The organism is Novosphingobium capsulatum NBRC 12533, from assembly GCF_001598375.1.
GTDB classification, from domain to species: Bacteria; Pseudomonadota; Alphaproteobacteria; order Sphingomonadales; family Sphingomonadaceae; genus Novosphingobium; species Novosphingobium capsulatum.
This window is the reverse complement of record NZ_BCYV01000013.1, coordinates 74,333-98,085: the sequence shown is the minus strand read 5'-3', so window position 1 is coordinate 98,085 and position 23,753 is coordinate 74,333. Positions and strand designations below refer to the sequence as shown.

At 66.1% G+C, this 23,753-nt stretch carries 27 protein-coding genes; 11 read left to right on the top strand and 16 right to left on the bottom strand.

The window, feature by feature from the left end; translation table 11 throughout:
• Positions 1–44: 44 nt before the first annotated feature.
• The 11 genes from tolR to hisB form a co-directional block, all read right to left on the bottom strand.
• Positions 45–560, bottom strand: coding sequence for a protein TolR (tolR, locus tag SCA01S_RS12990; protein ID WP_054130665.1), 516 nt, complete (start codon positions 558–560; stop codon positions 45–47).
• Between the two features lie 3 nt (positions 561–563).
• Positions 564–1,274: a protein TolQ gene (gene tolQ / locus SCA01S_RS12985; RefSeq protein ID WP_062786195.1), complete on the bottom strand. Its 711-nt coding sequence runs from the start codon at positions 1,272–1,274 to the stop codon at positions 564–566.
• Entirely contained in the window at positions 1,271–1,741 is a 471-nt protein-coding gene (gene ybgC / locus SCA01S_RS12980) for a tol-pal system-associated acyl-CoA thioesterase (RefSeq protein ID WP_054130667.1), read from the bottom strand. Before ybgC ends, tolQ begins: the two co-directional genes overlap by 4 nt.
• 71 nt (positions 1,742–1,812) lie before the next feature.
• Positions 1,813–2,190: a histidine triad nucleotide-binding protein gene (locus SCA01S_RS12975; protein WP_054130668.1), complete on the bottom strand. Its 378-nt coding sequence runs from the start codon at positions 2,188–2,190 to the stop codon at positions 1,813–1,815.
• Positions 2,191–2,266: 76 nt separating this feature from the next.
• Positions 2,267–2,590 (bottom strand): phosphoribosyl-ATP diphosphatase, encoded by a 324-nt coding sequence (locus tag SCA01S_RS12970; RefSeq protein WP_022675796.1) that lies wholly within the window; start codon positions 2,588–2,590, stop codon positions 2,267–2,269.
• A gap of 134 nt (positions 2,591–2,724) precedes the next feature.
• Entirely contained in the window at positions 2,725–3,486 is a 762-nt protein-coding gene (gene hisF, locus SCA01S_RS12965) for an imidazole glycerol phosphate synthase subunit HisF (RefSeq protein ID WP_022675795.1), read from the bottom strand.
• Between the two features lie 30 nt (positions 3,487–3,516).
• On the bottom strand, positions 3,517–4,242 hold the full coding sequence (gene hisA / locus SCA01S_RS12960) for a 1-(5-phosphoribosyl)-5-[(5-phosphoribosylamino)methylideneamino]imidazole-4-carboxamide isomerase (protein WP_062786192.1): 726 nt from the start codon (positions 4,240–4,242) through the stop codon (positions 3,517–3,519).
• Positions 4,243–4,391: 149 nt separating this feature from the next.
• Positions 4,392–5,552, bottom strand: a complete 1,161-nt coding sequence (locus SCA01S_RS12955) for a glycoside hydrolase family 130 protein (protein WP_062786189.1) — start codon at positions 5,550–5,552, stop codon at positions 4,392–4,394.
• The gene (locus SCA01S_RS12950) at positions 5,549–6,328 is read right to left on the bottom strand and encodes an SDR family oxidoreductase (protein ID WP_054130670.1); all 780 of its coding nucleotides are present in this window, start codon (positions 6,326–6,328) and stop codon (positions 5,549–5,551) included. The genes SCA01S_RS12955 and SCA01S_RS12950 overlap by 4 nt, the downstream gene beginning before the upstream one ends.
• Positions 6,329–6,446: 118 nt before the next feature.
• Entirely contained in the window at positions 6,447–7,076 is a 630-nt protein-coding gene (gene hisH / locus SCA01S_RS12945) for an imidazole glycerol phosphate synthase subunit HisH (RefSeq protein ID WP_174544800.1), read from the bottom strand.
• On the bottom strand, positions 7,069–7,662 hold the full coding sequence (gene hisB / locus SCA01S_RS12940) for an imidazoleglycerol-phosphate dehydratase HisB (RefSeq protein ID WP_062786183.1): 594 nt from the start codon (positions 7,660–7,662) through the stop codon (positions 7,069–7,071). Before hisB ends, hisH begins: the two co-directional genes overlap by 8 nt.
• Positions 7,663–7,745: 83 nt before the next feature.
• Here hisB and SCA01S_RS12935 point away from each other — a divergent pair, with 83 nt between their 5' ends.
• From SCA01S_RS12935 to SCA01S_RS12910, 6 genes are all read left to right on the top strand, one after another.
• Positions 7,746–8,255: an SspB family protein gene (locus SCA01S_RS12935; protein ID WP_062786180.1), complete on the top strand. Its 510-nt coding sequence runs from the start codon at positions 7,746–7,748 to the stop codon at positions 8,253–8,255.
• Positions 8,256–8,333: 78 nt separating this feature from the next.
• Complete coding sequence (locus tag SCA01S_RS12930; protein ID WP_062786177.1) at positions 8,334–8,780, top strand: hypothetical protein; 447 nt, start codon at positions 8,334–8,336, stop codon at positions 8,778–8,780.
• 99 nt (positions 8,781–8,879) lie between these two features.
• Positions 8,880–9,551, top strand: coding sequence for a guanylate kinase (gmk, locus tag SCA01S_RS12925; RefSeq protein ID WP_062786174.1), 672 nt, complete (start codon positions 8,880–8,882; stop codon positions 9,549–9,551).
• 4 nt (positions 9,552–9,555) lie between these two features.
• Entirely contained in the window at positions 9,556–10,425 is an 870-nt protein-coding gene (locus SCA01S_RS12920) for a metallophosphoesterase (RefSeq protein ID WP_062786171.1), read from the top strand.
• 73 nt (positions 10,426–10,498) lie between these two features.
• Positions 10,499–11,590, top strand: coding sequence for a Zn-dependent alcohol dehydrogenase (locus SCA01S_RS12915; protein ID WP_062786168.1), 1,092 nt, complete (start codon positions 10,499–10,501; stop codon positions 11,588–11,590).
• 84 nt (positions 11,591–11,674) lie between these two features.
• Positions 11,675–13,057, top strand: coding sequence for an alginate export family protein (locus tag SCA01S_RS12910; RefSeq protein ID WP_245652603.1), 1,383 nt, complete (start codon positions 11,675–11,677; stop codon positions 13,055–13,057).
• Positions 13,058–13,063: 6 nt separating this feature from the next.
• On the opposite strand, the gene SCA01S_RS12905 is transcribed toward SCA01S_RS12910, so the two are convergent.
• The 5 genes from SCA01S_RS12905 to SCA01S_RS12885 all read right to left on the bottom strand — a co-directional run bounded on the left by SCA01S_RS12905 (position 13,064) and on the right by SCA01S_RS12885 (position 20,614).
• On the bottom strand, positions 13,064–14,749 hold the full coding sequence (locus SCA01S_RS12905) for a S10 family peptidase (RefSeq protein ID WP_062786167.1): 1,686 nt from the start codon (positions 14,747–14,749) through the stop codon (positions 13,064–13,066).
• Between the two features lie 166 nt (positions 14,750–14,915).
• Positions 14,916–15,203 carry a hypothetical protein gene (locus SCA01S_RS12900; RefSeq protein WP_022677432.1) on the bottom strand — a complete coding sequence of 96 codons (288 nt, stop codon included), beginning with the start codon at positions 15,201–15,203 and terminating at the stop codon, positions 14,916–14,918.
• A 237-nt stretch (positions 15,204–15,440) separates the two neighbouring features.
• Positions 15,441–16,814 (bottom strand): class II 3-deoxy-7-phosphoheptulonate synthase, encoded by a 1,374-nt coding sequence (locus SCA01S_RS12895; protein WP_054130678.1) that lies wholly within the window; start codon positions 16,812–16,814, stop codon positions 15,441–15,443.
• Between the two features lie 172 nt (positions 16,815–16,986).
• Complete coding sequence (locus tag SCA01S_RS12890) at positions 16,987–19,890, bottom strand: M16 family metallopeptidase (RefSeq protein ID WP_062786165.1); 2,904 nt, start codon at positions 19,888–19,890, stop codon at positions 16,987–16,989.
• Positions 19,891–19,972: 82 nt separating this feature from the next.
• The gene (locus tag SCA01S_RS12885) at positions 19,973–20,614 is read right to left on the bottom strand and encodes an FKBP-type peptidyl-prolyl cis-trans isomerase (protein WP_167542900.1); all 642 of its coding nucleotides are present in this window, start codon (positions 20,612–20,614) and stop codon (positions 19,973–19,975) included.
• A gap of 116 nt (positions 20,615–20,730) precedes the next feature.
• Here SCA01S_RS12885 and SCA01S_RS12880 point away from each other — a divergent pair, with 116 nt between their 5' ends.
• The 5 genes from SCA01S_RS12880 to SCA01S_RS12860 all read left to right on the top strand — a co-directional run bounded on the left by SCA01S_RS12880 (position 20,731) and on the right by SCA01S_RS12860 (position 23,747).
• Positions 20,731–21,306, top strand: a complete 576-nt coding sequence (locus tag SCA01S_RS12880; protein WP_062786162.1) for a NifU family protein — start codon at positions 20,731–20,733, stop codon at positions 21,304–21,306.
• 17 nt (positions 21,307–21,323) lie between these two features.
• Positions 21,324–21,995 carry a tRNA (adenosine(37)-N6)-threonylcarbamoyltransferase complex dimerization subunit type 1 TsaB gene (gene tsaB, locus SCA01S_RS12875; RefSeq protein WP_054130681.1) on the top strand — a complete coding sequence of 224 codons (672 nt, stop codon included), beginning with the start codon at positions 21,324–21,326 and terminating at the stop codon, positions 21,993–21,995.
• Positions 21,995–22,459 (top strand): GNAT family N-acetyltransferase, encoded by a 465-nt coding sequence (locus SCA01S_RS12870; RefSeq protein ID WP_245652601.1) that lies wholly within the window; start codon positions 21,995–21,997, stop codon positions 22,457–22,459. Before tsaB ends, SCA01S_RS12870 begins: the two co-directional genes overlap by 1 nt.
• Before the next feature lie 175 nt (positions 22,460–22,634).
• Complete coding sequence (locus SCA01S_RS12865) at positions 22,635–23,090, top strand: Ros/MucR family transcriptional regulator (protein WP_022674704.1); 456 nt, start codon at positions 22,635–22,637, stop codon at positions 23,088–23,090.
• A gap of 234 nt (positions 23,091–23,324) precedes the next feature.
• Entirely contained in the window at positions 23,325–23,747 is a 423-nt protein-coding gene (locus SCA01S_RS12860) for a Fur family transcriptional regulator (protein ID WP_062786156.1), read from the top strand.
• The last annotated feature ends 6 nt before the right edge of the window (positions 23,748–23,753 follow it).

Genomic DNA, 23,753 nt, shown 5'->3' with positions numbered 1-23,753 from the left:
ACCAGCGGGAGATTGGTCAAGAGGATCGCGCGTGGCCATGGGCGTCAGGGCTGACCCTGCGCCGGTGCGGCGGCGGCTGGGGCAGCGGGCGCCGGAGCAGCCGGTTCACCGCCACCACCCACGCCATTGCTGACCAGCGATATCTGCTTGAAACCAGCGGCGTTCAATTCGCCCATCACCGCGATCACGCGGCCATAATCGAGCGCCTTGTCTGCCCGCAACGTGACCAGCGGCGCCTCGCCATTGGGGCGCTGCACGGCGGCCAGCCGATCGGCCAGTTCACCTGGGGCCAGTTCCTGGTCATCCAGGAACAGGCGACCCTGGCCGTCCATGCTCACCGTGATCTCGTTCTTCTTTTCCTGCAGCGCCTCGGCCTTGCTGTCTGGCAGGTCGATCGGCACGCCGGCGGTGAGCATCGGCGCGGTCACCATGAAGATGATCAGCAGCACCAGCATCACGTCGACCAGCGGCGTCACGTTGATTTCGGCCATCGGGGCCCCACGCGAACGACGCCGCCGCCCCCCGCCTCCGCCGCTGCTCTGGCCCAGGTTCATGGCCATGGCTTACTGCTCCAGTTCGCGGCTCAAGGTGGCGTGGAACCGGTCGGCAAAGCGGAACAGGCGCGCCTCGAAGCGGTTCACCGTGTTGCTGAAGCGGTTGTAGGCGATGACCGAGGGGATCGCCGCGACCAGGCCGATCGCCGTGGCAAACAGCGCTTCGGAAATACCCGGCGCCACCACCGCGAGCGAGGAATTGGCCTGCGCGCCGATGTTGAAGAAGCTGTCCATGATGCCCCACACCGTGCCGAACAGACCCACGAACGGCGCGACCGAACCCACCGTGGCAAGGAAGTTCAAGCGGCCCGACAGGCGGTCGGTCTCGGCCGCCACGGCGCTGTCCATCGCCACTTGCAGGCGCTGGCGCGTGCCTTCGCGGTCGACATTCTTGCCGGCGGTGGAGCGGCGCCATTCGGCCAGCGCGGCGGTCACCACGCGGGCGGCGGGCACGTCGCCCTTGCCGTTTTCCTTGTGGTAGGCATCGATATCGCGCGCTTCCCAGAAACCCTGCTCGTAGCGGGTGGAGCGACGCGACGCGCCGGCCATGCGCAGGCTGAACGACACGATGATCATCCACACCCACACGCTGGCGAGAACCAGCGCGCTCATCACGAGCTGCACGACGATATCGGCATGCAGGAACAGGGCAACAGGATTAAGCCGGGTAGGAGCGCCGGCAGTCACGCTTGCTGCGGCGGCTAGAAGGGCCAAAGTCATGGGAAGGCTTTCTCAAGGTCCATTGCTGGATCGATCAGGGCGGCAAAGGCATCGCGCCAGGACGGCGGCAGACGGCGTGGTCGTCCGCCTGGCGTGACAAAGGCGACGCGAACCCGCGCGGCGCACAAAAGGCTCTGGTGCCTGAACGCCTGCTGAAGCAGCGTGCAGCTGGCACCTTGCAGTGCAGAAAGGCGCGATTCGACCACGATGCCATCGTCCAGGCGGGCCGGGCTGGCATAGCGCAGGGCCATGTCGGCCACGGCAAAGGCGCCCTCGCCCGCTTCGTGGGCGGCGCGCTGATCAATGCCGATCAGGCGCAACAGATCGGATCGCGCGCGTTCGAACCAGCGCAAGTAATTGGCATGATAGACAACGCCGGAAAGATCGGTGTCTTCGTAATAGACCCGCACGCCCAGGCGATGGACCGTGCCGTTAAGACAACCAGAGGGAATTTCCGGGCCGATCATAGGCGAAACGTGCCTGCCTTGCGACGGAATGACACGATTGTGTTACCCTATCTTGCTGCGGTGCGAAAGGATTAACGCGCCAGCATCGGGCCAAGCGGCGCGCCACCGAACAGATGCACGTGCAGATGCGGCACTTCCTGCCCGCCGTGCCCGCCGACATTGCCCAGCAGGCGATAGCCTGGCTCGACCAAACCGAGATCGCGCGCCACCTTGCCCACCGCGCGCACGAAGCCGGCGATCAGATCGGCCGGGGCATGGGCGGAAAAATCATCCCAGCTGACATAGGGGCCCTTGGGAATGACCAGCACGTGCACCGGCGCCTGGGGCGCAATATCATGGAATGCCAGGGCAAAATCGTCTTCATAGACCTTCTTTGACGGGATTTCCCCGCGCAGGATCTTCGCAAAGACGTTCTGATCATCATAGGGCAGCGTGGCATCGATCGGCATGGGACAGTGCTTTCGATAAGGGGCTGGGAATCAAGGCCTTCACGCTGGTGAAAAGTTCACAGCAGCGAAGCGACCCTCAATCGCGCGGACGCGCGGCCTTTTCGGCGAGGCCCGACAGGCCTTCGCGGCGGTCAAGCTCGGCCAGCACGCGGGCCAGCGGCACGTCGCGCGCGCCAAGCAGGACCATGAGGTGGAACAAGAGGTCGGCTGCCTCGCCCACCAGTTCATCGGCGCTGCCCGAAAGCGCGGCGATCACCGTTTCCACGCCTTCTTCGCCCACTTTCTGCGCGATCTTGCCCAGCCCCTTGGCATGGAGGCGCGCAACATAGCTGGCATCGGGATCGGCGCTGCGGCGGGCGGCGATGGTCGCCTCGAGGCGGGCAAGCGTGCTCTGGTCCATGGCACGCGGCATGGAACGGCGCGGGCCGAGGGTCAAGCCTCTTGCCCCGCCCCTCCACCAGCCTGCGGCTGGTCCCCCTCCCCATGTCATGGGGAGGATCAGATCCTCCCCGCCTGGCGGAGGGGCAGAGGTGCTCAGCCCCGCGCGGGCAATCCGGCCGCGCGCAACGCGGCGTGGGCCTGGGCGATGGAATAAGTGCCGAAGTGGAAAATCGAGGCAGCCAGGACCGCGCTGGCATGGCCCTTGGTCACGCCATCGACCAGGTGATCGAGCGTGCCCACCCCGCCGCTGGCAATGACCGGAACCGGTACGGCATCGGCAATCGCACGGGTCAATTCCAGGTCATAGCCGGCCTTGGTGCCATCGCCGTCCATCGAGGTGACAAGCAGTTCGCCCGCCCCCAGGCTCGCCAGCCGCTCGGCATGGACCAGGGCATCGATGCCCGTGCCCTTGCGCCCGCCATGGGTGAAAATTTCCCACTTGCCTGGCCCCACGCGCCGGGCATCGACCGAGCCGACCACGCATTGCGCGCCGAATTTCTCGGCAATCTCGCGCACCAGTTCGGGCCGCGCCACCGCCGCGCTGTTGACCGCCACCTTGTCGGCGCCGGCCAGCAGCAGCGCGCGGGCATCCTCCACCGCACGCACGCCGCCGCCCACGGTCAAGGGCATGAAGCACACCTCGGCCGTGCGGGCGACCACATCGAGCAGCGTGCCGCGCCCTTCGTGCGTCGCGGAAATATCGAGGAAGCACAGCTCGTCAGCCCCGGCCGCGTCATAGGCGCGGGCCTGTTCCACCGGATCGCCAGCATCGCGCAGGTCGACGAAGTTGACGCCCTTGACCACGCGGCCTTCGGCCACATCGAGGCAGGGAATGACACGGACGCGGACGGTCATGACACAGGCGCCTTTCGTTGGTGCAAGTCTTTAGCGTTCCGCGATCTGGATCGCGGCGGCCAGATCGAGCCGCCCGTCATAGAGCGCGCGGCCGGTGATCACGCCTTCGATGCCATCGGCTTCATGCACCTTGAGCATGGCGATGTCATCGATGCCTTTCACGCCGCCGCTGGCGATCACCGGCAGCCGCGTGGCGCGCGCCAGGTTGACCGTCGCCTCGATGTTGCAACCCTTGAGCAGGCCATCGCGGCCCACGTCGGTGAACAGCAGCGAGGCGACGCCGGCATCCTCGAACCGGCGAGCCATGTCGGTGATCGACACGTCAGACACATCGGCCCAGCCAGCCGTGGCCACCATCCCATCGCGCGCGTCCACCGCCACGACGATGCCGCCGGGATAGGCCTTGGCCATATCCTTGACGAACTGCGGGTCTTTCAGCGCGGCGGTGCCGATCACCACGCGCGAGACGCCCAGATCGAACCAGCCGTCGACCGCGCGGGCATTGCGGATGCCACCGCCCAGTTGAACGTGGCCGGGAAAGGCCTTGAGAATGCTTTCCACCGCGCGGGCATTGCGCGCCTCGCCGGCAAAGGCGCCATCAAGATCGACCACATGCAGGTATTGCGAACCCGCCTGGGCAAACAGCCCGGCCTGGTGCGCGGGATCATCGCCATAGACAGTGGCACGATCCATATCGCCTTCTGCAAGGCGGACGACCTGACCTCCCTTGAGGTCGATGGCGGGAAATACGATCATGGCCGCGCGCCTAGCATCGCACGCGGCCATGTCCAACGGGTTTTGCGTGGCTAGCGCTTGGCGCCCTTCGACAAGCTCAGGGCGAACGGCGGCAGGACCAATTTCAGCGAAGTCCGTTCGGGCTGAGCCTGTCGAAGCCTCTTTGCCACCTACCCCAACGCATCCTTGGGCACATGGGTGATGCGGCAGGCCAGATCGGCCTCGCCCGAGGCGATGATGAAGCGATCGCCCTGGTCGATTACCCCGGTGGTGAAAACCACATCGCGCAGATAGAGCAGGTCTTCGAGCGGTTGGGTCAGCGCCGGTTCGGGCTCGAGCAGCGGCACCTCTCCTTCCGCCAGGATGCGGGTGGGATCGGCTTCGTCGAGCAAGCTCCAGAACGTGCGGTAGATGCCGACGATTTCCTTGGGCTCCACCCCGTGCCACAGGCTGAGCCAGCCGCGCTGGCCCGCCACCTCCGTCAGGATCGGCGGCGCGCCGCCGCCCATCCGGGCCGTGGCCGGGCGATCGACGCGCGGGCGGATGTGCGGCGCGAGGTGTGGCTTCCAGTGCCGGCCATCGGGCGATGTTGCCAGATTGATCGACGGGCCGGCGCGGAACGGGCTGCCCGGCGGATAGGCGAACCACAGATCGCCCAGGGGCCGCGTCTGGGCCCAATAGGCCCCATCGACCAGGCCTTCGAAAATCAGCATGTCCTTGTTCTGGTGATCGAGCACCAGGCCTTCGAACGTCCAGTCGAGGCCATTGGCAGAGCTGTAGAGCGTGGTGGAATGCCGTTCCGGGCTGACCGAGCAGGTGGTCATCAGATATTGCTCGTCGGCCACGCGGGAAATGCGGGCGTCTTCCACGCCATAGCAGGCCCACGGCCCGGCCGGCGCGATCGCCTTGTCATAGTGGATCGCCACGATTTCCATGGCATCGGGCGTCATTTCCACCGGCAGCAGCCATGATAGCGAGGTGAGCGCCATGACTTTCCAGCCGCCGCCGGGCACCATGAACTTGCGCGGATCGCGGGTATCGGCCAGTTCCAGTGGCCAGGCATCGAGCACGAAGCGCCCGAACGGCTGACCGCCGACAAGCCGGCCATCGCCATCCCAGCGGATCGCGTGCACCTTGCCATCGCGGATCGGCTCGCGCAGCGCCTCGGCCACGCGCACCATGAGGAGGACGTTGCCATTGGGCAGCGTGGTCATGCCGGGGTTGAACGCCCCCAGCACAAAGGTTTCCGCATCGAAATGGCCCGCCAGCGGCGAGCGCGACAGATCGATGACGTGGGGGGTGATGACCAGTCGGTCGTGGGGAAATTTCATTCTTCGTTGACCCTGGGAACAATGACCAGCTGCTGCACGACGGTGCGGCGCGGCTGGGTGAGGAAATAGTGGATGCCCACGGCGATATCTTCGGCGCGCAGCATCTTCTCGTCGGCGATCATCGCGCGCTGCTTGTCTGCGGGGATATCGGGATATTGGAAATCGGTGCCGACCAGGCCCGGCTCGACCAGGCCGACCCGCACGCCCTTGCCGCCCATTTCGCGGCGCAGCGCCTCGGCAAAACCGGCGATGCCGGCTTTCATCCCGGCATAGACGGTGGAATGGCCACCAAGGACGTGCGCGCTCATCGAGCCGACCAGCACGATGTCGCCATCCTTGCCCGACAAGGCTGCGGCTGCCCGCCAGGCCGAGACGAGATAGGCGGTGAAATCGGCCGCGATGGCATAGCGCAGCGCCGCCTCGTCCATCTCGGTCAGTCCTGAGGCCGGCACCGCCGCGTTGATGACCGCGACGTCGATCCCGCCCATTGCCTGCTCGGCGGCGCCGAAAAAGCGATCGACCGCGCCTTCATGCGCCAGATCCAGCGCCAGGCCGTCGATCGTGCCGCCAGCATTGCGCACGGCGGCAAGGCAATCGCCCAGGTGCTCAGGATCGCGTCCGCAGGTAAAGATTTGCGCGCCTTCACCGGCCAGCAAAAGTGCCGTGGCGCGCCCAATGCCGGTGGTGCCGCCAGTGATGGCGATGCGCCGTCCGGTCAACGGGGTTTGCGCGGTATGCCCCGCTGCCCCGCCAGTTGCCGCGTAACCTGTTGCCATGATGCGTCCTTTTCCTGCCGGTGTCAGGAAAGGGAAAGCCTCGCGGCGCGGCTGGTTCCGCGCCCTGCCCCTTTGGCGGGGCTGTGCGGCTCAGGCTGGGTGGCTCAGGCTTTTCGGCTCAGGGCTGCCAGCCGAGGAAGCGCGACAACAGGCCAAGGCCATAAGCCTGGCTCTTTTCCGGGTGGAACTGCACGCCCAGGATATTGTCGCGCGCCACGGCCGCGACCAGGCCGCCGCCATGGTCGGTCATCGCTGCCACATCCGCGCCGTCATCAGCAGCGAAGTGATACGAGTGCAGGAAATAGGCTTCACCGCCGCGGATCAGGCTGGCGCCATCGCCGTGGTGCATGGGCGACACATCGTTCCAGCCCATGTGCGGCACCTTGATCGCCGGATCGGTCCGCTCGATCAGGCGCACCTCGCCCGCGATCCAGTCCAGCCCCTCAGTCACGCCATGCTCCACCCCGCGCGAGGCGAGCAATTGCATGCCCACGCAGATGCCCAGGAACGGCACGGCATCGGCGAGCACACGCTCTTCCAGCGCGTCGATCATGCCGGTCACGCCGCGCAGCGCCGTGGCACAAGCGCGATAGGCACCCACACCGGGCAAGACGATGCGATCGGCGCGGCGCACCACATCAGGATCGGCGGTGACGATGACGTTTTCCGCGCCAGCCACTTTCAGCGCATTGGCGACAGAGCGCAGGTTGCCGGCGCCATAGTCGATCAGGGCCAGCCGTTCAGCCACCGAGCATGCCCTTGGTCGAGGGAATGGCATCGGCCTTGCGCGGATCGATGGCGATCGCCTGGGCCATGGCGCGGGCAAAGCCCTTGAAGATGCCCTCGATGATGTGGTGGTTGTTGGTGCCATAGAGGCACTCGATGTGCAGCGTGATGCCGGCGGCCTGCGAGATCGACTGGAACCAGTGCTCGAACATCTCGGTGTCCATCGTGCCCAGGCGCGGCTGGCTGAACGCGGCCTTCCACACCAGGATCGGGCGACCGGAAATGTCGAGTGCGACACGGGCCAGCGCCTCGTCCATCGGGGCATAGGTCGAACCGTAGCGGGTGATGCCCTTCTTGTCGCCCAGCGCCTGGCCGATCGCCTGGCCCAGCGCGATCGCGCTGTCTTCCACGGTGTGGTGCTCGTCCACGTGAAGATCGCCCTTCACGAACAGCGTCACATCGATCAGCGAATGGCGCGAGAACTGCTCGATCATGTGATCGAGAAAGCCGATGCCGGTGTTCACGTCATAGACCCCGGTGCCATCCAGGTTGACGCTGACCTTGATATCGGTTTCGGCGGTGGTGCGGGTGATCGATCCGGTGCGCATGGGCCATGCCTATACGCCCGGATATGCGAGAATCAATCACTCCCTCTTGACCCGCGCCCGTGCCAGCGCCAGTTGTGCTGCATATGAGCGAAACGCCCGACAGCCTGATCCCCTATGACGAAATCGTGCAGGAAGCCCTGCGCGCCGTGGTAGGCCGCGTCCTGGGCCAGGTGGAGGCATCCGGCGGGATGCTTCCCGGCCAGCACCATTTCTACATCACGTTCCGCACCGGGGCACCGGGGGTATCGATCCCCAACCGGCTGAAAGAACGCTTTCCCGACGAGATGACCATCGTGCTCCAGAACAAGTTCTGGGACCTGAAGGTCGAGGAAGATGCCTTCTCTGTCGGGTTGAGCTTCAACCAGGTGCCGTCAACGCTGGTCATCCCGTTCCGCGCGATCACGGCCTTTGTCGATCCCGCGGTGGATTTCGGCCTGCAGTTCCAGGCGGCCGACGAGATGGACGATGACATCCACGAGGACGCGGAAAACGATTCTTCCGCCAACCCCGGGGAAACTTCCGACAAGCCCGCCGTTGAACGCAGCGACGACGGCTCGAATGTCGTCACGGTCGATTTCGGCCGCAAGAAGTAACCGCCTGCGCCAGACCTGATCCCGGCCCAGTCCGATCGCGTTTGCCGCAGGCCATCAAGGTACACGGGGCACCCGCACATGGTTTCCAAGGGCAAAGCGGCGAAGTCGGAACAGGATATCAACGAGGACGGCACCCAGGCCGTGCCGGCCAAGGCAGAACCGGGCAAGGCTGCGCCGACCCAGTCTGCGCCGGCCAAGGACGATCAGCCGCTCAACAGCCCGCTGACCACCCTGATCCTGACCGACATCGCGATGAGCGCGGGCAGCGCCCTGCTGGCCCGCGGCGTTGCCGGCAAGGGCCTGGCTGGCCGCGTGCTGGGCAAGGCATTGCCGGTGCGCACGCCCGGCGGGCTGATCCGCGGCCCCTCGCTGGTGGGCAGCCTGGTCGGCACGGCGATTGCCCGCGTCGCCACGCGTTCGGTGCCCGGCGCGATCGTGGTTGGCGGCGGCCTGGTCGCCAAGGCGCTCTATGATCGCCGCAAGACCCGCCGCGCCCGCGCCGCGGTGAAAGCCAAGCCGCGCTGACCCCGCAGCGCCTGCCCCTTTGTGGCAGAGCCTGGCAAACCTTCCCGGTGCCACAAACTGCGGCTTGACCGGCAGGGCGGCCATGGTCCATCTGCGACCATGGCCGACAGCGCATTGCCCCCCACCCTGCCCGTTTCCCGTGCCGATGCGCTGCATCGTCGCGGCCTTATGCTCATCCTCTCTTCGCCATCGGGCGCGGGCAAGACGACGATCGCCAAGCGCCTGTTGGCGCACGATTCGCAGATCGAGGCATCGGTTTCGGCCACCACGCGCCCGATCCGCCCCGGCGAGGTGGATGGCAAGGATTACCACTTCGTCAACCGCGCCACGTTCGATGCCATGGTCGAAGCCAACGAATTCTATGAATGGGCCGAAGTCTTCGGCAATTGCTATGGCACGCCCAAGGCCCATATCCGCGCCCGCCTCAAGGAAGGCGGCGACACCCTGTTCGACATCGACTGGCAGGGCACGCAGCAGCTCTATCAAAAGGCCGAGGCCGACGTGGTGCGCGTGTTCATCCTGCCGCCGAGCATCGAGGAACTGCGCCGCCGCCTGACCGGGCGCGGCACCGACAGCGCCGAAGTGATCGCCGCGCGCATGGCCCGCGCCCAGGCCGAAATCAGCCACTGGGACGGCTATGACTATGTCGTGGTCAACGACGATATCGATGCCTGCTATACCCAGATCTGCCAGATCCTGGCGGCCGAACGCCTCAAGCGCGCGCGCCAGACCGGTCTGATCGGCTTTGTCCGCGAATTGACCCGGCACTGATCGCGTGGCGGCCGTGGAGATCGAGCCATCGCCGCCAAGCCATCGCCGGATGTGGTGGGCCTGGACTCTCCTTGCCCTGATTCTGGCCGGGCTGGCCTTGCTGGGCTGGGGCTATTGGGTGGAAACCTGGCCGCCGCTGGTGCGCCGCGCGGTGATCGTGTTCGATACCCCGGCCATGGCCGGCCGCAAGATCGACGTGGCGCTGGTTTCCGATATCCATGTCGGCAGCCACGGGATGAGCGCCGCCCGGCTGGACCGCGTGGTGGACCAGATCATGGCGCAGCACCCCGATGCCATCCTGCTGGCCGGCGATTTCGTCAATGGTGACCGGCGCAACGATCCGGCGGTGCATCTGGATTTGCTGCCCGAGGCACTGGCGCGCCTGCATGCCCCGCTGGGCGTCTATGCCGTGCTGGGCAATCATGACGAATGGACCGATCCGCACGCGGTTACCGCGCTGCTGCGCCGCGCCGGGATCACCGTGCTCAACAACCAGAGCCAGGGCGTGGGGCCGATCACGCTGCTGGGCCTGGCCGATACGCCCCGTGCCCGGCTGATCGCCGCGCCGCTGCTGCCCGCCGCGCGCGCCGCGGGCAAGCCGGTGATCGTGGTGGAGCACGTGCCGCGCGTGATCCCCGGCGTGCCGCTGATCCTGGCCGGCCACACCCATTGCGGCCAGATTCACCTGCCCGGCATCAGCATCGCGGGCAACCCCATCACCGGCAATCGCTATTACGATGCGCGGTTTCGCTGTGGCATCGTGCACTGGCAGGACCAGATCGTGTTGATCGGCAGCGGCGTGGGATCGGGCAGCTTTCCCTTGCGCATCGGCACGCGGCCCGATTTCTGGATGATCACCCTTACCGGGCGTTGACCGGCCGCGCATTTGCGCGAATGAACCAGCGCAGCCGCGACGCGATCCGCCGGCGCCACGAAGAGGACCACCGATGAAAGCTGCCGTTCTCGAACAAGCGGGCCAGCCGCTGACCCTGGCCGATCTGGTGGTTGACCGGCCCGGCCCGCATGAGGTGCTGATCCGCACGGTGGCTTGCGGCCTGTGCCATTCCGACCTGCACTTCATCGACGGCGCCTATCCCCACGCGCTGCCCGCCGTGCCGGGGCACGAGGCCGCCGGCATCGTCGAGGCCGTGGGCGAGGAAGTGCGGCGGGTGAAGAAGGGTGATCGTGTGGTCACCTGCCTTTCGGCCTTTTGCGGCACCTGCGAATTCTGCCTGTCGGGCCGCATGGCGCTGTGCCTGGGCAGCGGCACCCGCCGCGCGCGCGGCGCGGCGCCGCGCCTTGCCCGGCCAGACGGCACGCCGGTGCAGCAGATGCTCAACCTGTCGGCGCTGGCCGAAATGATGCTGGTGCACGAAAACGCCTGCGTCGCCATCCGGCCCGACATGCCGCTCGATCGCGCGGCGCTGCTGGGCTGCGCGGTCACCACCGGGGCTGGCGCGGTGTTCAATGCCTGCAAGCCGACGCCGGGGGACAGCGTGGCGGTGATCGGCTGCGGCGGCGTGGGCCTGGCGGCCGTGAACGCCGCGCGCATTGCCGGGGCCGGCCGCATCATCGCCGCCGACCCTTCACCCGAAAAGCGCGCGCTGGCGCAGGAAATGGGCGCGACCGACACGATCGACCCCAGTGCCGACGATGCCGCCGGCGCGATCGTGGAACTGACGCGCGGCGGCGTGGAACATGCGATCGAGGCCGTGGGCCGCCCGGCTTCGGCCGATCTGGCGGTGCAGGTCTTGCGCCGGGGTGGCACGGCGACGATCCTGGGCATGATGCCGCTCGATCACAAGGTCGGCCTTTCGGCGATGGACCTGCTGTCGGGCAAGACGCTGCAAGGCGGGCTGATGGGCATGAACCGCTTTCCGATCGACCTGCCGCGCCTGGTTGATTTCTACCTCGGTGGGCAGCTCAAGCTCGACACCATGCTGACCGCGCGGATCACGCTCGATCAGGTCAACGATGGCTTTGCCGCGCTGCGCCGTGGCGATGGCGCGCGCGCGGTGGTGCTGTTCGACGGCGCGTAGTTCCGCTTAAGGCCGCTTTCACGCCGGCTTGGCCGGCGCGGCGCTAATCCCGGTGGCATCGCTGTGCCACGAGGGAAACCGCCGATGCCCGCCATTTGCCACCGTGCCCGCCTGCCGGGCGCCGCCCTGCTTGCCGCAATGGCCCTGGCAGCCGCCCCGCCGGCGCTGGCAGGAGAGGCACGGCCGGCCGATGGCCTGGCCATTTCTGGCCAGATCCGCCTGCGTTATGAAGCGATCGATGGCCAGGCGCGGCCCAACGCCAACCGCACCGACCAGCTGATCAACACCCGCGCCACGATCAAGGCCGCGTGGACCAAGGGCCCGTGGCAGGTGGTGGGAGAGTTGTGGGACGCGCGCGTGTTCAACGACAATCCCGGCACGCCGATCACCACCGGAGAGATCAACGCTTTCGAGCTGGTGCAAGGCTATGTCGGGTTGGACCTGCCCGGCCGCCTCGGCAAGGGCAGCAAGCTCAATGTCAGAGTGGGGCGCGAAACGCTCAACATCGGGTCACGCCGCCTGATCGCGGCCGACGATTATCGCAACACCATCAACAGCTATACCGGCCTGCATGCCGAGGCCCAATGGCCCAGCGGATGGCGCGCGTCACTGGTCTTCACCCTGCCCGACCAGCGCCTGCCGCTGGACCGGCGCGGCATGCATGTCCACCGCTTTGCCTGGGACCATGAGGGCTTTGACCTGATGCTGTGGGGCGGCTTTGTCGGCAAGGTGATATCGGTCAAGGGCGCGCCGGTCACCTTGATCGAGGCCGGGCTGCTGCACCTTGGCGAACGCGACCGGCCCGATACCCCGACGCGCGACCGCTCGCTCAACACCTCCAGCCTGCGCCTGGCGGCAGAGCCCGCGCCGGCGCACCTGGATTACGAGCTGGAAGGCAATTACCAGTGGGGCGAGGAAGCCATGGTCATGGCGCCCAATGCGCCGCTGCTGCCCGTCAGCGCCAGCAACCTGCACGTGCGCCTGGGCTATACCTTTGCCGACAGGGCGAAAACGCATCTGACGGCAGAGCTGGACTTTGCCACTGGCGATACGCCCGGCGGCACGATCACCCGCTATGATCCGCTCTACGCCACGCGGCGCAACGACTTCGCCCCGGCCGGGCTCTATAACGTGCCCTATCGCGCCAACATCATCGCCCCCGGATTGCGGCTGGAAGGCGCGCCGTCCAAGCGGTTTGACTATCTGCTGACGTGGCACCCGATGTGGCTGGCCAATGCGCACGATATGTTTGGCAGTTCGGGCGTGCGCGATGCGGCGGGCACCAGCGGCACCTTTGCCGGGCACCAGTTCGATTCCCGGCTGCGCTATTGGGCGGTGCCCCGCCGGCTGCGCCTGGAATTCGATGGGGTCTATCTGGCCAAAGGTGGCTTCATGCAGACCGCGCCCAATGCGCAGCCGGGGCAATCCACCACCTATGGTTCGTTCAACGTGACCGCGTTCTATTGAACGGGATCAGTGCTTGCCGCTGTTGCGGGCGATGAAGGCCGCCGTGGCATCGTGGAAGCCCTTGAGCGAGGCTTCGTTGGCATAGACCATGTGGCCTGACGGGTAATAGGCAAAGCTGATGTTGCCCTGCAGCGATTGCGGCATGGGCAGGTGGCGCGTTTCGAACAGGCCTTCGAAATAGGGCGTGGCGAGATCGTAATAGCCGCCGGCCAGCAGCACCTTGAGCTGCGGGTTCTGCTTCATCGCGTTGGCCAGGTCAGGCATCACGTTGAGCGGGCCGCTTTCCGACCGGCTGCCATCGGGCAGGCGGTGGGTCATGTCCCATTCGGTCAGCCCGGCAAACGGCTTGTAGGTCGCCTGCGTGGCATAGTGCAGGCTGTCGCGCGCATAGGCGTTGAAGGCCGAGATATAGGCCGAGCTGATTGCCGCGCTCTGCGGGTCATAGCCGGCTTCCTTGGCCGTGGGATCGAGCGTCGGGCCCGAAAAGCGCGAATCGAGGCGGCCGGTGGTCAGGCCCTGTTCTTCCTGCAGGTGCTGCATCACCTGCCCCACGTTGAGCCGCAGGTTGGAGCGCAGCCAGTATTCGGCGGGAATGCCGGTATAGCCGGCCAGGCGCTTGGCCATTTCCTGGCGCTGGGCGTCGGGTAGCGTGCTGCCCTGCATCAGGGCCATGGCATAGTCGGTGGTGGCAAAGTGCTCCACCTCGCGCAGGAAGGTTTCCAGGTCAGCCGGGCGCGTGCCGGGCAGGCGGTTATGATACCATGCCGTCGCCGCCACGGTCGGCAGGCTCACCACATAGGCGCTGTCCACGCCCGGGTTGTGTTCCGGGCCATCGGCCGAAAGATCGAAGTTGAGGATCGCCGAAAGCAGGACAACCCCGTTGAAATCGACCGAATCGTCCGATTGCAGCGCGTTGACCAGGGCCGAGGCGCGCGGCGTGCCATAGCTTTCGCCCAGCAGGAACTTGGGCGAGTTCCAGCGGCCATGGTCCGACAGGAACGCCTTGATGAATTCGCGGAAGGCATGGACATCCTGGTCCACGCCCCAGAACGCCTTTTCCTTGTTCTTGCCGGCAATGCGCGACCAGCCAGCGCCCGGTGCATCGATGAACACCAGGTCCGATGCGTCGAGCAGGCTATAGGCGTTGTCCACCAGGTTATAAGGCGCGGGCGGAGTGTGGCTGTCGTTGGCAGTGATCACCCGGCGCGGGCCGAACGCGCCCATGTGCAGCCAGACCGTGGCCGAACCGGGGCCGCCATTGAACAGGAACGTGATCGGCCGATCGGCCGACGGGGCACCCTTCTTGAAATAGGCGGTGTAGAACATCGAGGCTTCGGCCGGGGCGTCCTTGGCCTCGTCCTTGGTCTTGCCGGCCGCAGCGGTTTCGCGCCAATCGGTATCGTCCCAATCGGCCTGGTGCACCACCACGGTGCCGGCTTCGGCGGTGTAGTCAATCTTCTGGCCGCCCACCGTCACCATGCCGGACGAAAGCACCTTACGCGGCTTGAAGAAGCGCGTGGTGGTGGCACTGTCGGGATCGGGCACGCCATCGGGATCGTTGCGCGCCGCGTCAGACTTGGCGTCCTTGTCGGCCTTGTCCGCCTTGGCGGCGTCATCAGGCTTGGCCAGGGCCAGCACGGGGTTGAGAGCAAGCAGGGATACGGCAGCAGCAAGCGACAGGGCGGAGCGCAAGGGTGAATTCCTTTACAGGCGAAACCGGTTTGGCGGCCGCATCGAACGCGCGCGGGCGCGATCGTGTCAAGCAAAGGTTCCCACCCGTTCGACGAACGACAAACCCGCGCCGATCAGCGTTATACTATATCCGCCAGGCCGCCTTGGGCGCAGACCGCGGTGGGTTTCAGCCCCTGCCGATCTGCGCGTTCGTCAGGTTGGCAGTAAAGGCCGGCGAAATCCGCCGCTCCATCGCGCGGCAGGCGTCCGCATGGGCGATCAAGGCCTTGCTCGCCCGCTCCAGCACGCGCGGATGCAATGGCTCCGCGCCCGAAAGCAGCGCGGCCATGCCCAGTTCGCTTTCCCCGATCGCCTGGCCAGCGGCCTTGATCCCGCCGAGCAGGTCCACCGCCCTGGCAAACAGCGCGCGTTGGGCAAGCGGGTCCATGGGCTTTTGGGCGTTGGGCTGGCTCATGCCCGCCACTGTGCGCGATGGCGTGCGCGGGGGGAAGTGGCGCCGTGGGGTTGTGCCCGGAAATGTGTGCTCATCAGCAAGCGGGACCCCGGATCAAGTCCGGGGTGACGTTAAACTGACGTTACATGGCTCGTCACCCCGGACTTGATCCGGGGTCCCGCTTGTTCGGGATTTAGCGCTCGGCTTCACACCACCCCCAACCCCCTCCTCTGAAGAGGAGGGGGCTTTTTGGTAGTCTCAGGCCGCTTCGGCTTTCTTGTCGGCGTGTTCCAGGTTGAGCATTTCGGCCAGCAGGAACGCCAGTTCGATCGACTGCGCGGCGTTGAGGCGCGGGTCGCAGTGGGTGTGGTAGCGGTCGGCCAGGCTTTCCTGGGTGATCGCCACGGCGCCGCCGGTGCATTCGGTCACGTCGCGGCCGGTCATCTCGATATGGATGCCGCCCGCATGCGTGCCTTCGGCGCGGTGCACGGCGAAGAAGCCCTTCACTTCGGCCAGGATGCGGTCGAACGGCCGCGTCTTGTAGCCGTTGTCGGCCTTGATCACGTTGCCGTGCATCGGGTCGCAGCTCCACACCACCGGGTGGCCTTCGCGCTTCACCGCGCGCACCAGCGCGGGCAGGCCGGCTTCCACCTTGTCGTGGCCATAGCGGCTGATCAGGGTGATGCGGCCGGCTTCGCGCGCGGGGTTGAGCGTGTCGAGCATGCGCAGCAGCGCGTCGGGCGTCAGGCTGGGGCCGCACTTCATGCCGATCGGATTGCCCACGCCGCGCAGGAATTCGACATGGGCCGAACCTTCGAAACGGGTGCGATCGCCGATCCACAGCATGTGCGCGCTGGTATCGTACCAGTCACCGGTCAGCGAATCCTGCCGCGTCATCGCCTCTTCATACTGCAGCAGCAGCGCTTCGTGGCTGGTATAGAAGCTGGTGCCCTGCAACTGCGGGACATTCGACGGGTTGACGCCGCAGGCCTCCATGAAGTCCAGCGCTTCGCCGATCTTGTCGGCCATTTCGCCAAACTTGGTGGCCCAGGGGCTCTTGGCGATATGGTCGAGCGTCCAGCCGTGCACCTGGCGGAGGTTGGCATAGCCGCCGCCGGCAAAGGCGCGCAGCAGGTTGAGCGTTGCGGCCGCCTGGCTATAGGCGCGCAGCATGCGGTCAGGATCGGGGATGCGCTGTTCGGGCGTGAAATCGATCCCGTTGATGTTGTCACCCAGATAGCTGGGCAGTTCCACATCACCCTGGCGCTCCACCGGCGACGAGCGCGGCTTGGCGAACTGGCCGGCCATGCGGCCAACCTTCACCACCGGCTGCTTGCTGGCAAAGGTGAGGACCACGGCCATCTGCAACAGCACCCGGAACGTGTCGCGGATGTTGTTGGGATGAAATTCGGCAAAGCTTTCGGCGCAGTCCCCGCCCTGGAGCAGAAAACCCTTGCCCGCCGCCACCTGGGCCAGATCGGCCTTGAGCGCGCGTGCCTCGCCGGCAAAGACCAGCGGCGGAAAGCTGCCAAGGGTGCCTTCCACCGCGTTCAGCTTGTCCGCGTCGGGATAGACCGGCAGATGCCGCGCCTCTTGATCCCGCCAGCTCTTTGCATTCCAGTTCTGTGCCACTGTCCTCATTCCTTTCAAGACCGGCGGACATAGGCGCACGCGCGCAGGATTGCAAAGAAAGCCTTTCGCATAGTGTGATCGACATTTTGTTGCGTGGGGGGAAGAAAAACACCCCCTCCGGCGGCCTGTGGCCGCCACCTCCCCCCGCTTTGCGGAGGGAGGATCCTGCACGTTATTTCTTAGCTTCGGGGACGACTTCGACGCGCCATGAGCGATCGTGCTGGAGATAGCGGGCGGCGAGCGCCTGCATCGCCTGGGGCGTGGTCTTGCTGTAATCTACCAGGATCGAGCGGATATCGTCGAACTTGCCCGGTTCCTGCGCTCCGCCTTCCAGCAGCGACATATAGAAGGCGTTGCCCGTGCTGGCCCGGGTGATCAGCTGCTTGAGCGGCTCAGTCACGCGCTCGATTTCATCGGGCGTAGGCGGCGCAGCTACCAGATCGGCGGCGATCTTGTCCGTCGCGGTAAAGAACGCGGGCAGATCCTGCGGACGCAGTTGCACCGTTGCGCCAAGATAACCGCCCGAGGGCAGATCCATCGGCCAGACGGATTCGACCTGCGGGGCATAGGACGCGCCGATCTTTTCGCGCATCTCGTCGAACAGGCGGTTGTTGACGATCTGCGCCAGGATTTCGAGCTGGCGCGATTCGTGCACGCCGGTGCGCCCGCCACCGGTGGGCCAGGCCACCATGGCGGCGGCGGTATTGGCATCGCCCGTGTGGGTCAGCACCACCGGGGTTTCATTGTGCGCGGGCAGATGCGGATCGAGTGGCGGCGGATTGGCCGCAGTGCGGGCCGGCAGCGCGCCGAACGTGGTGTTTAGCGCATCGAGCGCCTGCTGCCGCGTGAAATCGCCGAACATGTCCACCTCGATCGGCCCCTGCGCCAGCAGGGGTTCCCACACGCGGCGGAAATCGGCTGGCGTCACGGTATCGAGCGCGGCCGGATCGGGCACCTTGTAGCGCGGGTCCTTGTCCTTGAGCAGCCAGCCCATTTCCCGCTGCAACACCGCCTGGGGCGAAGAGCCACTGGCGGCATATTGCAGCTTGGCCGCTGCCACCGCGCGCAGGATCGGGTTGGTATCCCAGCGCGGCTCGGCCAGCTTGGCGGCGAAGAGGTAGAGCTGGTCCTTGAGATCGGACGGGCGGGTGTCGGCCGAAAACTCGAACGCGGTATCGTCAAGCTTGAAATTGAGGTTGAACTTGCGGCCCGTGGCCAACTCGTCCAGCGCGTTGCGGTCCACCTTGCCAAAGCCGGTTTCCATCAGCGCCATATCGCCCAGCGAGGCATAGACCGCATCCTTGGGCGCGATCGCGGCAAGGCCGCCGCCAAAGCGAATGCGGATGATGATCCGCCCCGGTTCGGCATCATTGGCCCACAGCAACGCCTTGACCCCGTTCGACAGGGTGAGCCGCTCGATCCCCAGCACGCCGGTGGGCTGCGCCCGGGCGACGGTGCCCGGCGTGCCGATCGGCGGCAACTGGGCAAAGGTCAGCTTGTCGGTCGGCAGGCGGACGCTGCCGGTTGGCACCGGCTTGGCAATGAGCGCGGCGCGCACATCGGCCGCCGTCGCGCCGATATCGCGCGGCGTGGTCAGCATGCCGCGCACGACCGTGCCCTTGAACAGCGCGCGGGTATGCGCCAGCACGGCCTGCGGGGTGAACAGCGGCACCGACTTCTTGAAGATGGTATAGACCGTCTCGGGGTTGGCCACCGTCTCGCGGATATCGACCGCCTGGGTGATATCGTCGGCCAGGTCCGATCCGGCCTGGGTGCGCTGGGTTTCGACCGGCACCTTGAACGACAGGTCGAACTCGGCCACCTCGCGATCGATATCGGCCTGCGAGGGCGGCGAGGCCAGTGCATCGTCGATCACCGAACGCACATCGGCCACGGCGGCCTTCCAGTCATCACCCAGCGGCGTGACCGACACCAGCGTGGTATCGGCTGAGCGGGCATAGTTCTGCTGGTCGATCGAGGCCGACAGGAAACTGCCACCGGCCCGCGCGCGGACGGCCAGGCGGCGGTTGATCAGCGCCATGGCCAGGCGGTCGATCATCAGCCCCTGGTTATAGGCGATGGTATCGGCATGCCGCTTCCACGGCCGCACCACGGCATAGTTGAACTGCATCGGCACGCTGGGTTCCACCAGCACGCGGGCGCCATCGACAGGATTGGCCGGATTGGCCCCCTTGGGCGCCACCGGCTTGCCGAAATCGACCGGTGCGGGCTTGGGGCCATTGCCGGTCCACGGGCCGAACCACTTGGTGATCTGCGCCAGCATCGCCTGGGGATCGGCATCACCGGCCACCACGATAATCGTGTTGTCGGGGCGATACCACTTGTCGTGGAAGGCCTTGATGCTCTCGGGCGTGGCCGCCTGCAGCGTTTCGACCTTGCCGATCGGCGAGCGCGTGGCGGCCGGCTGGCCGGCAAAGAACAACTCGCGCGTGGCGTCCATCACGCGGGTCTGCGGGCCGGAGCGCTCGCGCATTTCGGCCAGCACGATCGGCACTTCGGTTTTCACCCCCTGCGGCGTGAAGATCGGTGCGGCGATCATGCCCGACAGCAGCTTGAAGGTTTCATCCAGCTTGGCCGGCGTGGCATCGGGCAGGTCGAGCTTGTAAACGGTTTGGGTGCCGCTGGTTTCGGCATTGGTATCGCTGCCGAACGTGGCGCCCAGGCGCTGCCAGGTGGGGATCGCCTCACCCGACTTGAGATACTTGGAATCGCGGAACGTGAGGTGTTCGATCAGGTGGGCAAAGCCCTGCTGGGCATCGGTTTCATAAAACGATCCGGCATCGACCAGCACGCGCACCGAAACCTGATCGGGCGGCACGCCATTGTGGCGCACGGCATAGCGCAAGCCATTGGGCAGGCGGCCAAAGATCCATTCCTTGTCCTGCGGCACGTCGCTGCCGACGTAGAGCCAGTTCTGCGCCGTGTTGTCCACGGCCGTCGCCGCCGGGGCGGCTCTGGCCTGCGCCGCTGCCGGAATGCCGGCGGGCGCCGTGGTGGCGAGCAGGGAAAGAACGAGAAAAGCGAAGCGCCGCGAGCGCCAGGTGTTCGATCGCATTTCCCATCTATAGGGAGGGGGTTTGTGAAGGGCCAGTGAATAGACCGGCCCTTCACCACGTTCATATCGCTTAATTACGCCATTACGGCTTGGGCGTGGTGGCGGGGGCCGGCGTGGCAGGCTGCCCATCGGCGCCCGGCTGGCCTGCAGCGGCGGCAGCGGCGCGCATCTTTTCGACGTCGGCGGCGGTCTTGTAATCGACCAGTTCCACCTGGAATACGAGATCGGCATTGGCCGGGATGGTCTCGCCCGCCCCTTGCGCGCCATAGCCCAGCGTGGCCGGCACGCAGAACCGCCAGGTGCTGCCCTTGGCCATCAGTTGCAGGCCTTCGGAAAAGCCGGGGATCACCCCTTCGACCGGAAAGGCAGCGGCGGTGTTCTGGTCGAACACGCGGCCATCGGCGGCAAGGTAGCCGATATAGTTGACCAGCACATAGTCACCCTTGGCCGGATGGGCGGCATCGGCCGACGGCTTGAGCGTCAGCGTGCCCAGGCCCGAAGCGGTCTTGGCGCTGCACTGGCGCTGGCCGGCCGGCACCACCGGCATCAGCGGCACCGGCAGGATGGCGGTGGACAGCGCCGCAGCGGCGGCAGCCGGGCGAGCGGCCGGTGCCGCCCGCTTGACCGGGGCGGCAACAACCGGCGCGGCCAGGGCCGAGGCGGCGAGCACGGCAGACGAAACAAGCATGGCGAAGCGCGCAGCGCGCGAAGGAGCAGTCATCATGGCCCGGTTCATAGCAGCCAGGCAGGCCCATTCCAGCGAAATACATGGCCGATCACGGCCTGCCGGCCCTTCTCGCCCCTTGACCCCTGCCCCCCCCAGTCCTAAATGCAACAATCATGTTCATCGAAACCGAAACCACGCCGAATCCGGCCACGCTCAAGTTCCTGCCGGGCGAACGGGTCATGACCAGCGGCACGCGGTCGTTCACCTCGCCCGAAGAGGCAGAGGTCTCGCCGCTGGCGCAGGCGCTGTTTTCGCTGGGCGACGTGACCGAAGTTCTGTTCGGCCAGGAATTCGTCGCGGTGACGATTGCGCCGGGCGCGCAATGGGCCGATGCCAAGCCGCAGGTGCTGGCGATCCTGCTCGATCATTTCGTGTCGCAGGCGCCGCTCTTTGCCGCTGGCAGTGCGGCAGGGATCATGGTGCCCGGCGAGGACGAGGATTTCGGCGATGATCCGGCTGACGCCGATATCGTCGACCAGATCAAGGACCTGATCGAAACCCGCGTGCGCCCGGCCGTGGCCAACGATGGCGGCGACATCATCTACAGGGGCTTTCGCGAAGGCGTGGTCTATCTCAAGATGCAGGGCGCCTGCTCGGGCTGTCCTTCGTCGACCGCCACGCTCAAGCACGGCATCGAAAGCCTGCTCAAGCACTATGTGCCCGAAGTGACCGAAGTGCGCGCGGCCTGATCGGAACGGGACTCGTCGTGCCCCAGGCTGCCCCTTTTTCCCGCCGCCGCCTGGTGATCGATAGCGCCACGGAAAGCTGTTCGGTCGCCCTTTACGAAGACGATGCGCTGATCGCGGGCGAATGCCTGATGCTTGGCCGTGGCCATGCCGAACGGCTGGTGCCGATGATTGCTGCGCTGCCTGACAAGGGCCGCGCCGCCACGATCCTGGTCGACAGCGGGCCGGGCAGCTTTACCGGCATTCGCGTGGGGCTGGCCGCGGCGCGTGCCCTGGCGCTTGCCTGGAATGCCCATGTGCTGGGCTATCAGAGCCTGGAACTGGTGGCAGCCATGGCGCGCGCGCAGCAGGGCGGGCCGGCGCCGCAACCGGTCGACGTGGTGATGACCGGCGGCCACGGGGAATGGTTCTTCCGCCCGTTCGATGCGGCCGGCCGGCCCACCGCGCCGCTTGCCTCGCTGTCACCCGACCTGGCGCTGGCGCGACTGACCGCGCCGCTGGTGGCCGGCAGCCAGGCCGCTGCCTGCGCCGCCGCGCGGCCAGATGGGCACGCCCCCGTGCAGGTCTGCCCGCTGTGGCCCGATGCCCGCAGCGCCCATCTGCTCGATTCATCAGCCCTTACCGATGGCGCCGCGCCTGCCTATGGCCGCGCGCCGGACGCCCGGTTGCCAGGCGGCGCCTTGCCGGCGTGATGGAGCAGATCGAGGATCTCGACCGCATCATGGCCGTGATGACCACGGCCTTTCCGCCCGACTATGGCGAAGCCTGGAACCGCCGCCAGGTGGGCGACGCGCTGCTGATCGGGCGCACCCGCTATGGCCTGATCGGTGCCGATGGCGGCGAGCATCCCCAAGACCTCGCCTCGACTGCCGGATTCTTCTTGTCGCGCAGTATATTCGACGAAGAAGAACTGCTGCTCTTCGCTGTTGCACCGCAATATCGGCGGCAGGGTCTGGGCGACTCGCTGCTGGCACGATTCATCGCCCAGGCGCGCAGTTTGGGCATGGCGCGGTTGTTTCTGGAGATGCGCGAAGGCAATCCTGCCGGGAACCTCTACCGCAAACACGGATTCCAACCCATTGGAATTAGGCCCGGTTACTATCGCAGCACCACTGGCGAAAGGATTGCGGCAATTAGCCAGGAACTTAAACTGTGATTTGAAATTTCGGCAAATCAGCTGTTTATGAAATTTCGGTCATTTTATCGAATACCGCATCTTCCCGCGGTTGTTTATCGAATATAAAAGCGTATAGACAACCGACGCTCCCGACAAAGCGGGATGTCGTCTAAAAACGTGTCGCACAGCAACATAGAACGAAAGCCGGATCGCAATGAGTGATATCGAAAACGATATGCGTGAAACCCTGATCACGCTGACGTCGGACATCGTGGCCGCCCACGTGAGCAACAACAGCGTTGCGGTGGGTGACCTTCCGGTGCTCATTTCCAATGTCTATTCGGCGCTCGCCGGGCTCAAGCCGTCTGAACCGGTCGCTGAACCCGCGCCCGAACCGGCAGTATCGATCCGCGCTTCGGTCAAGAATGACCACATCGTTTGCCTGGAAGACGGCAAGAAGCTCAAGATGCTCAAGCGCCATCTTGCCACCCGCTACAATATGACGCCCGAACAGTATCGCGCACGCTGGAACCTGCCGGCCGACTATCCGATGGTCGCCCCGGCCTATGCCGAAAAGCGCCGTGAACTGGCCAAGAAGATTGGCCTGGGCCGCAAGCCCGCCGCTGCCCCCGCCAAGCGCGGTCGCGGCAAGGCTGCCGCATCGGCCTGATCAGGCGCGCTGGCGCATAGGGAGCAATCCCGGCGCGCCGCACCTGCATATTCGGCCCGGCAGGCGCTATGCTTGCCGGGCCTTTGCATGCCCGATCGGCGTGATGCCGTGGGCCTTGGCCCGGTCATCCACAGCGCCGTAGCCTCCCTGTGGTTTCGCCGCGTCTGGCCGGTTAACAAGCCACGCCAATTCGCCTATATTGGGCACTGACCTTTCCAGAATGACGAGAACAGCGTGCACCGAGTGATCGATCTCGAAGCCCTTTGCGCCGAACGCGGCCTGCGGATTACCGACCAGCGCCGCGTGATTGCGCAAGTGCTGTCGGAAAGCAGCGACCACCCCGACGTGGAAAAGTTGCACGAACGCGCCGCGGCGCGCGACCCGCGCATCTCGATCGCCACGGTCTATCGCACCGTGCGCCTGTTCGAGGAGGCCGGCATCCTCGATCGCCACGATTTCGGCGATGGCCGCGCCCGCTATGAAGCCACGCCCGAGGCGCACCATGATCACCTGATCGACGTGGAAACGGGCCGGGTGATCGAATTCGTCGATCCCGAACTCGAACAGTTGCAGCGCCAGATTGCGGAAAAGCTGGGCTATCGCCTGGTCGATCACCGCATGGAACTCTACGGCGTCAAGCTCGGCTGGGAAAGCTGAGCACCA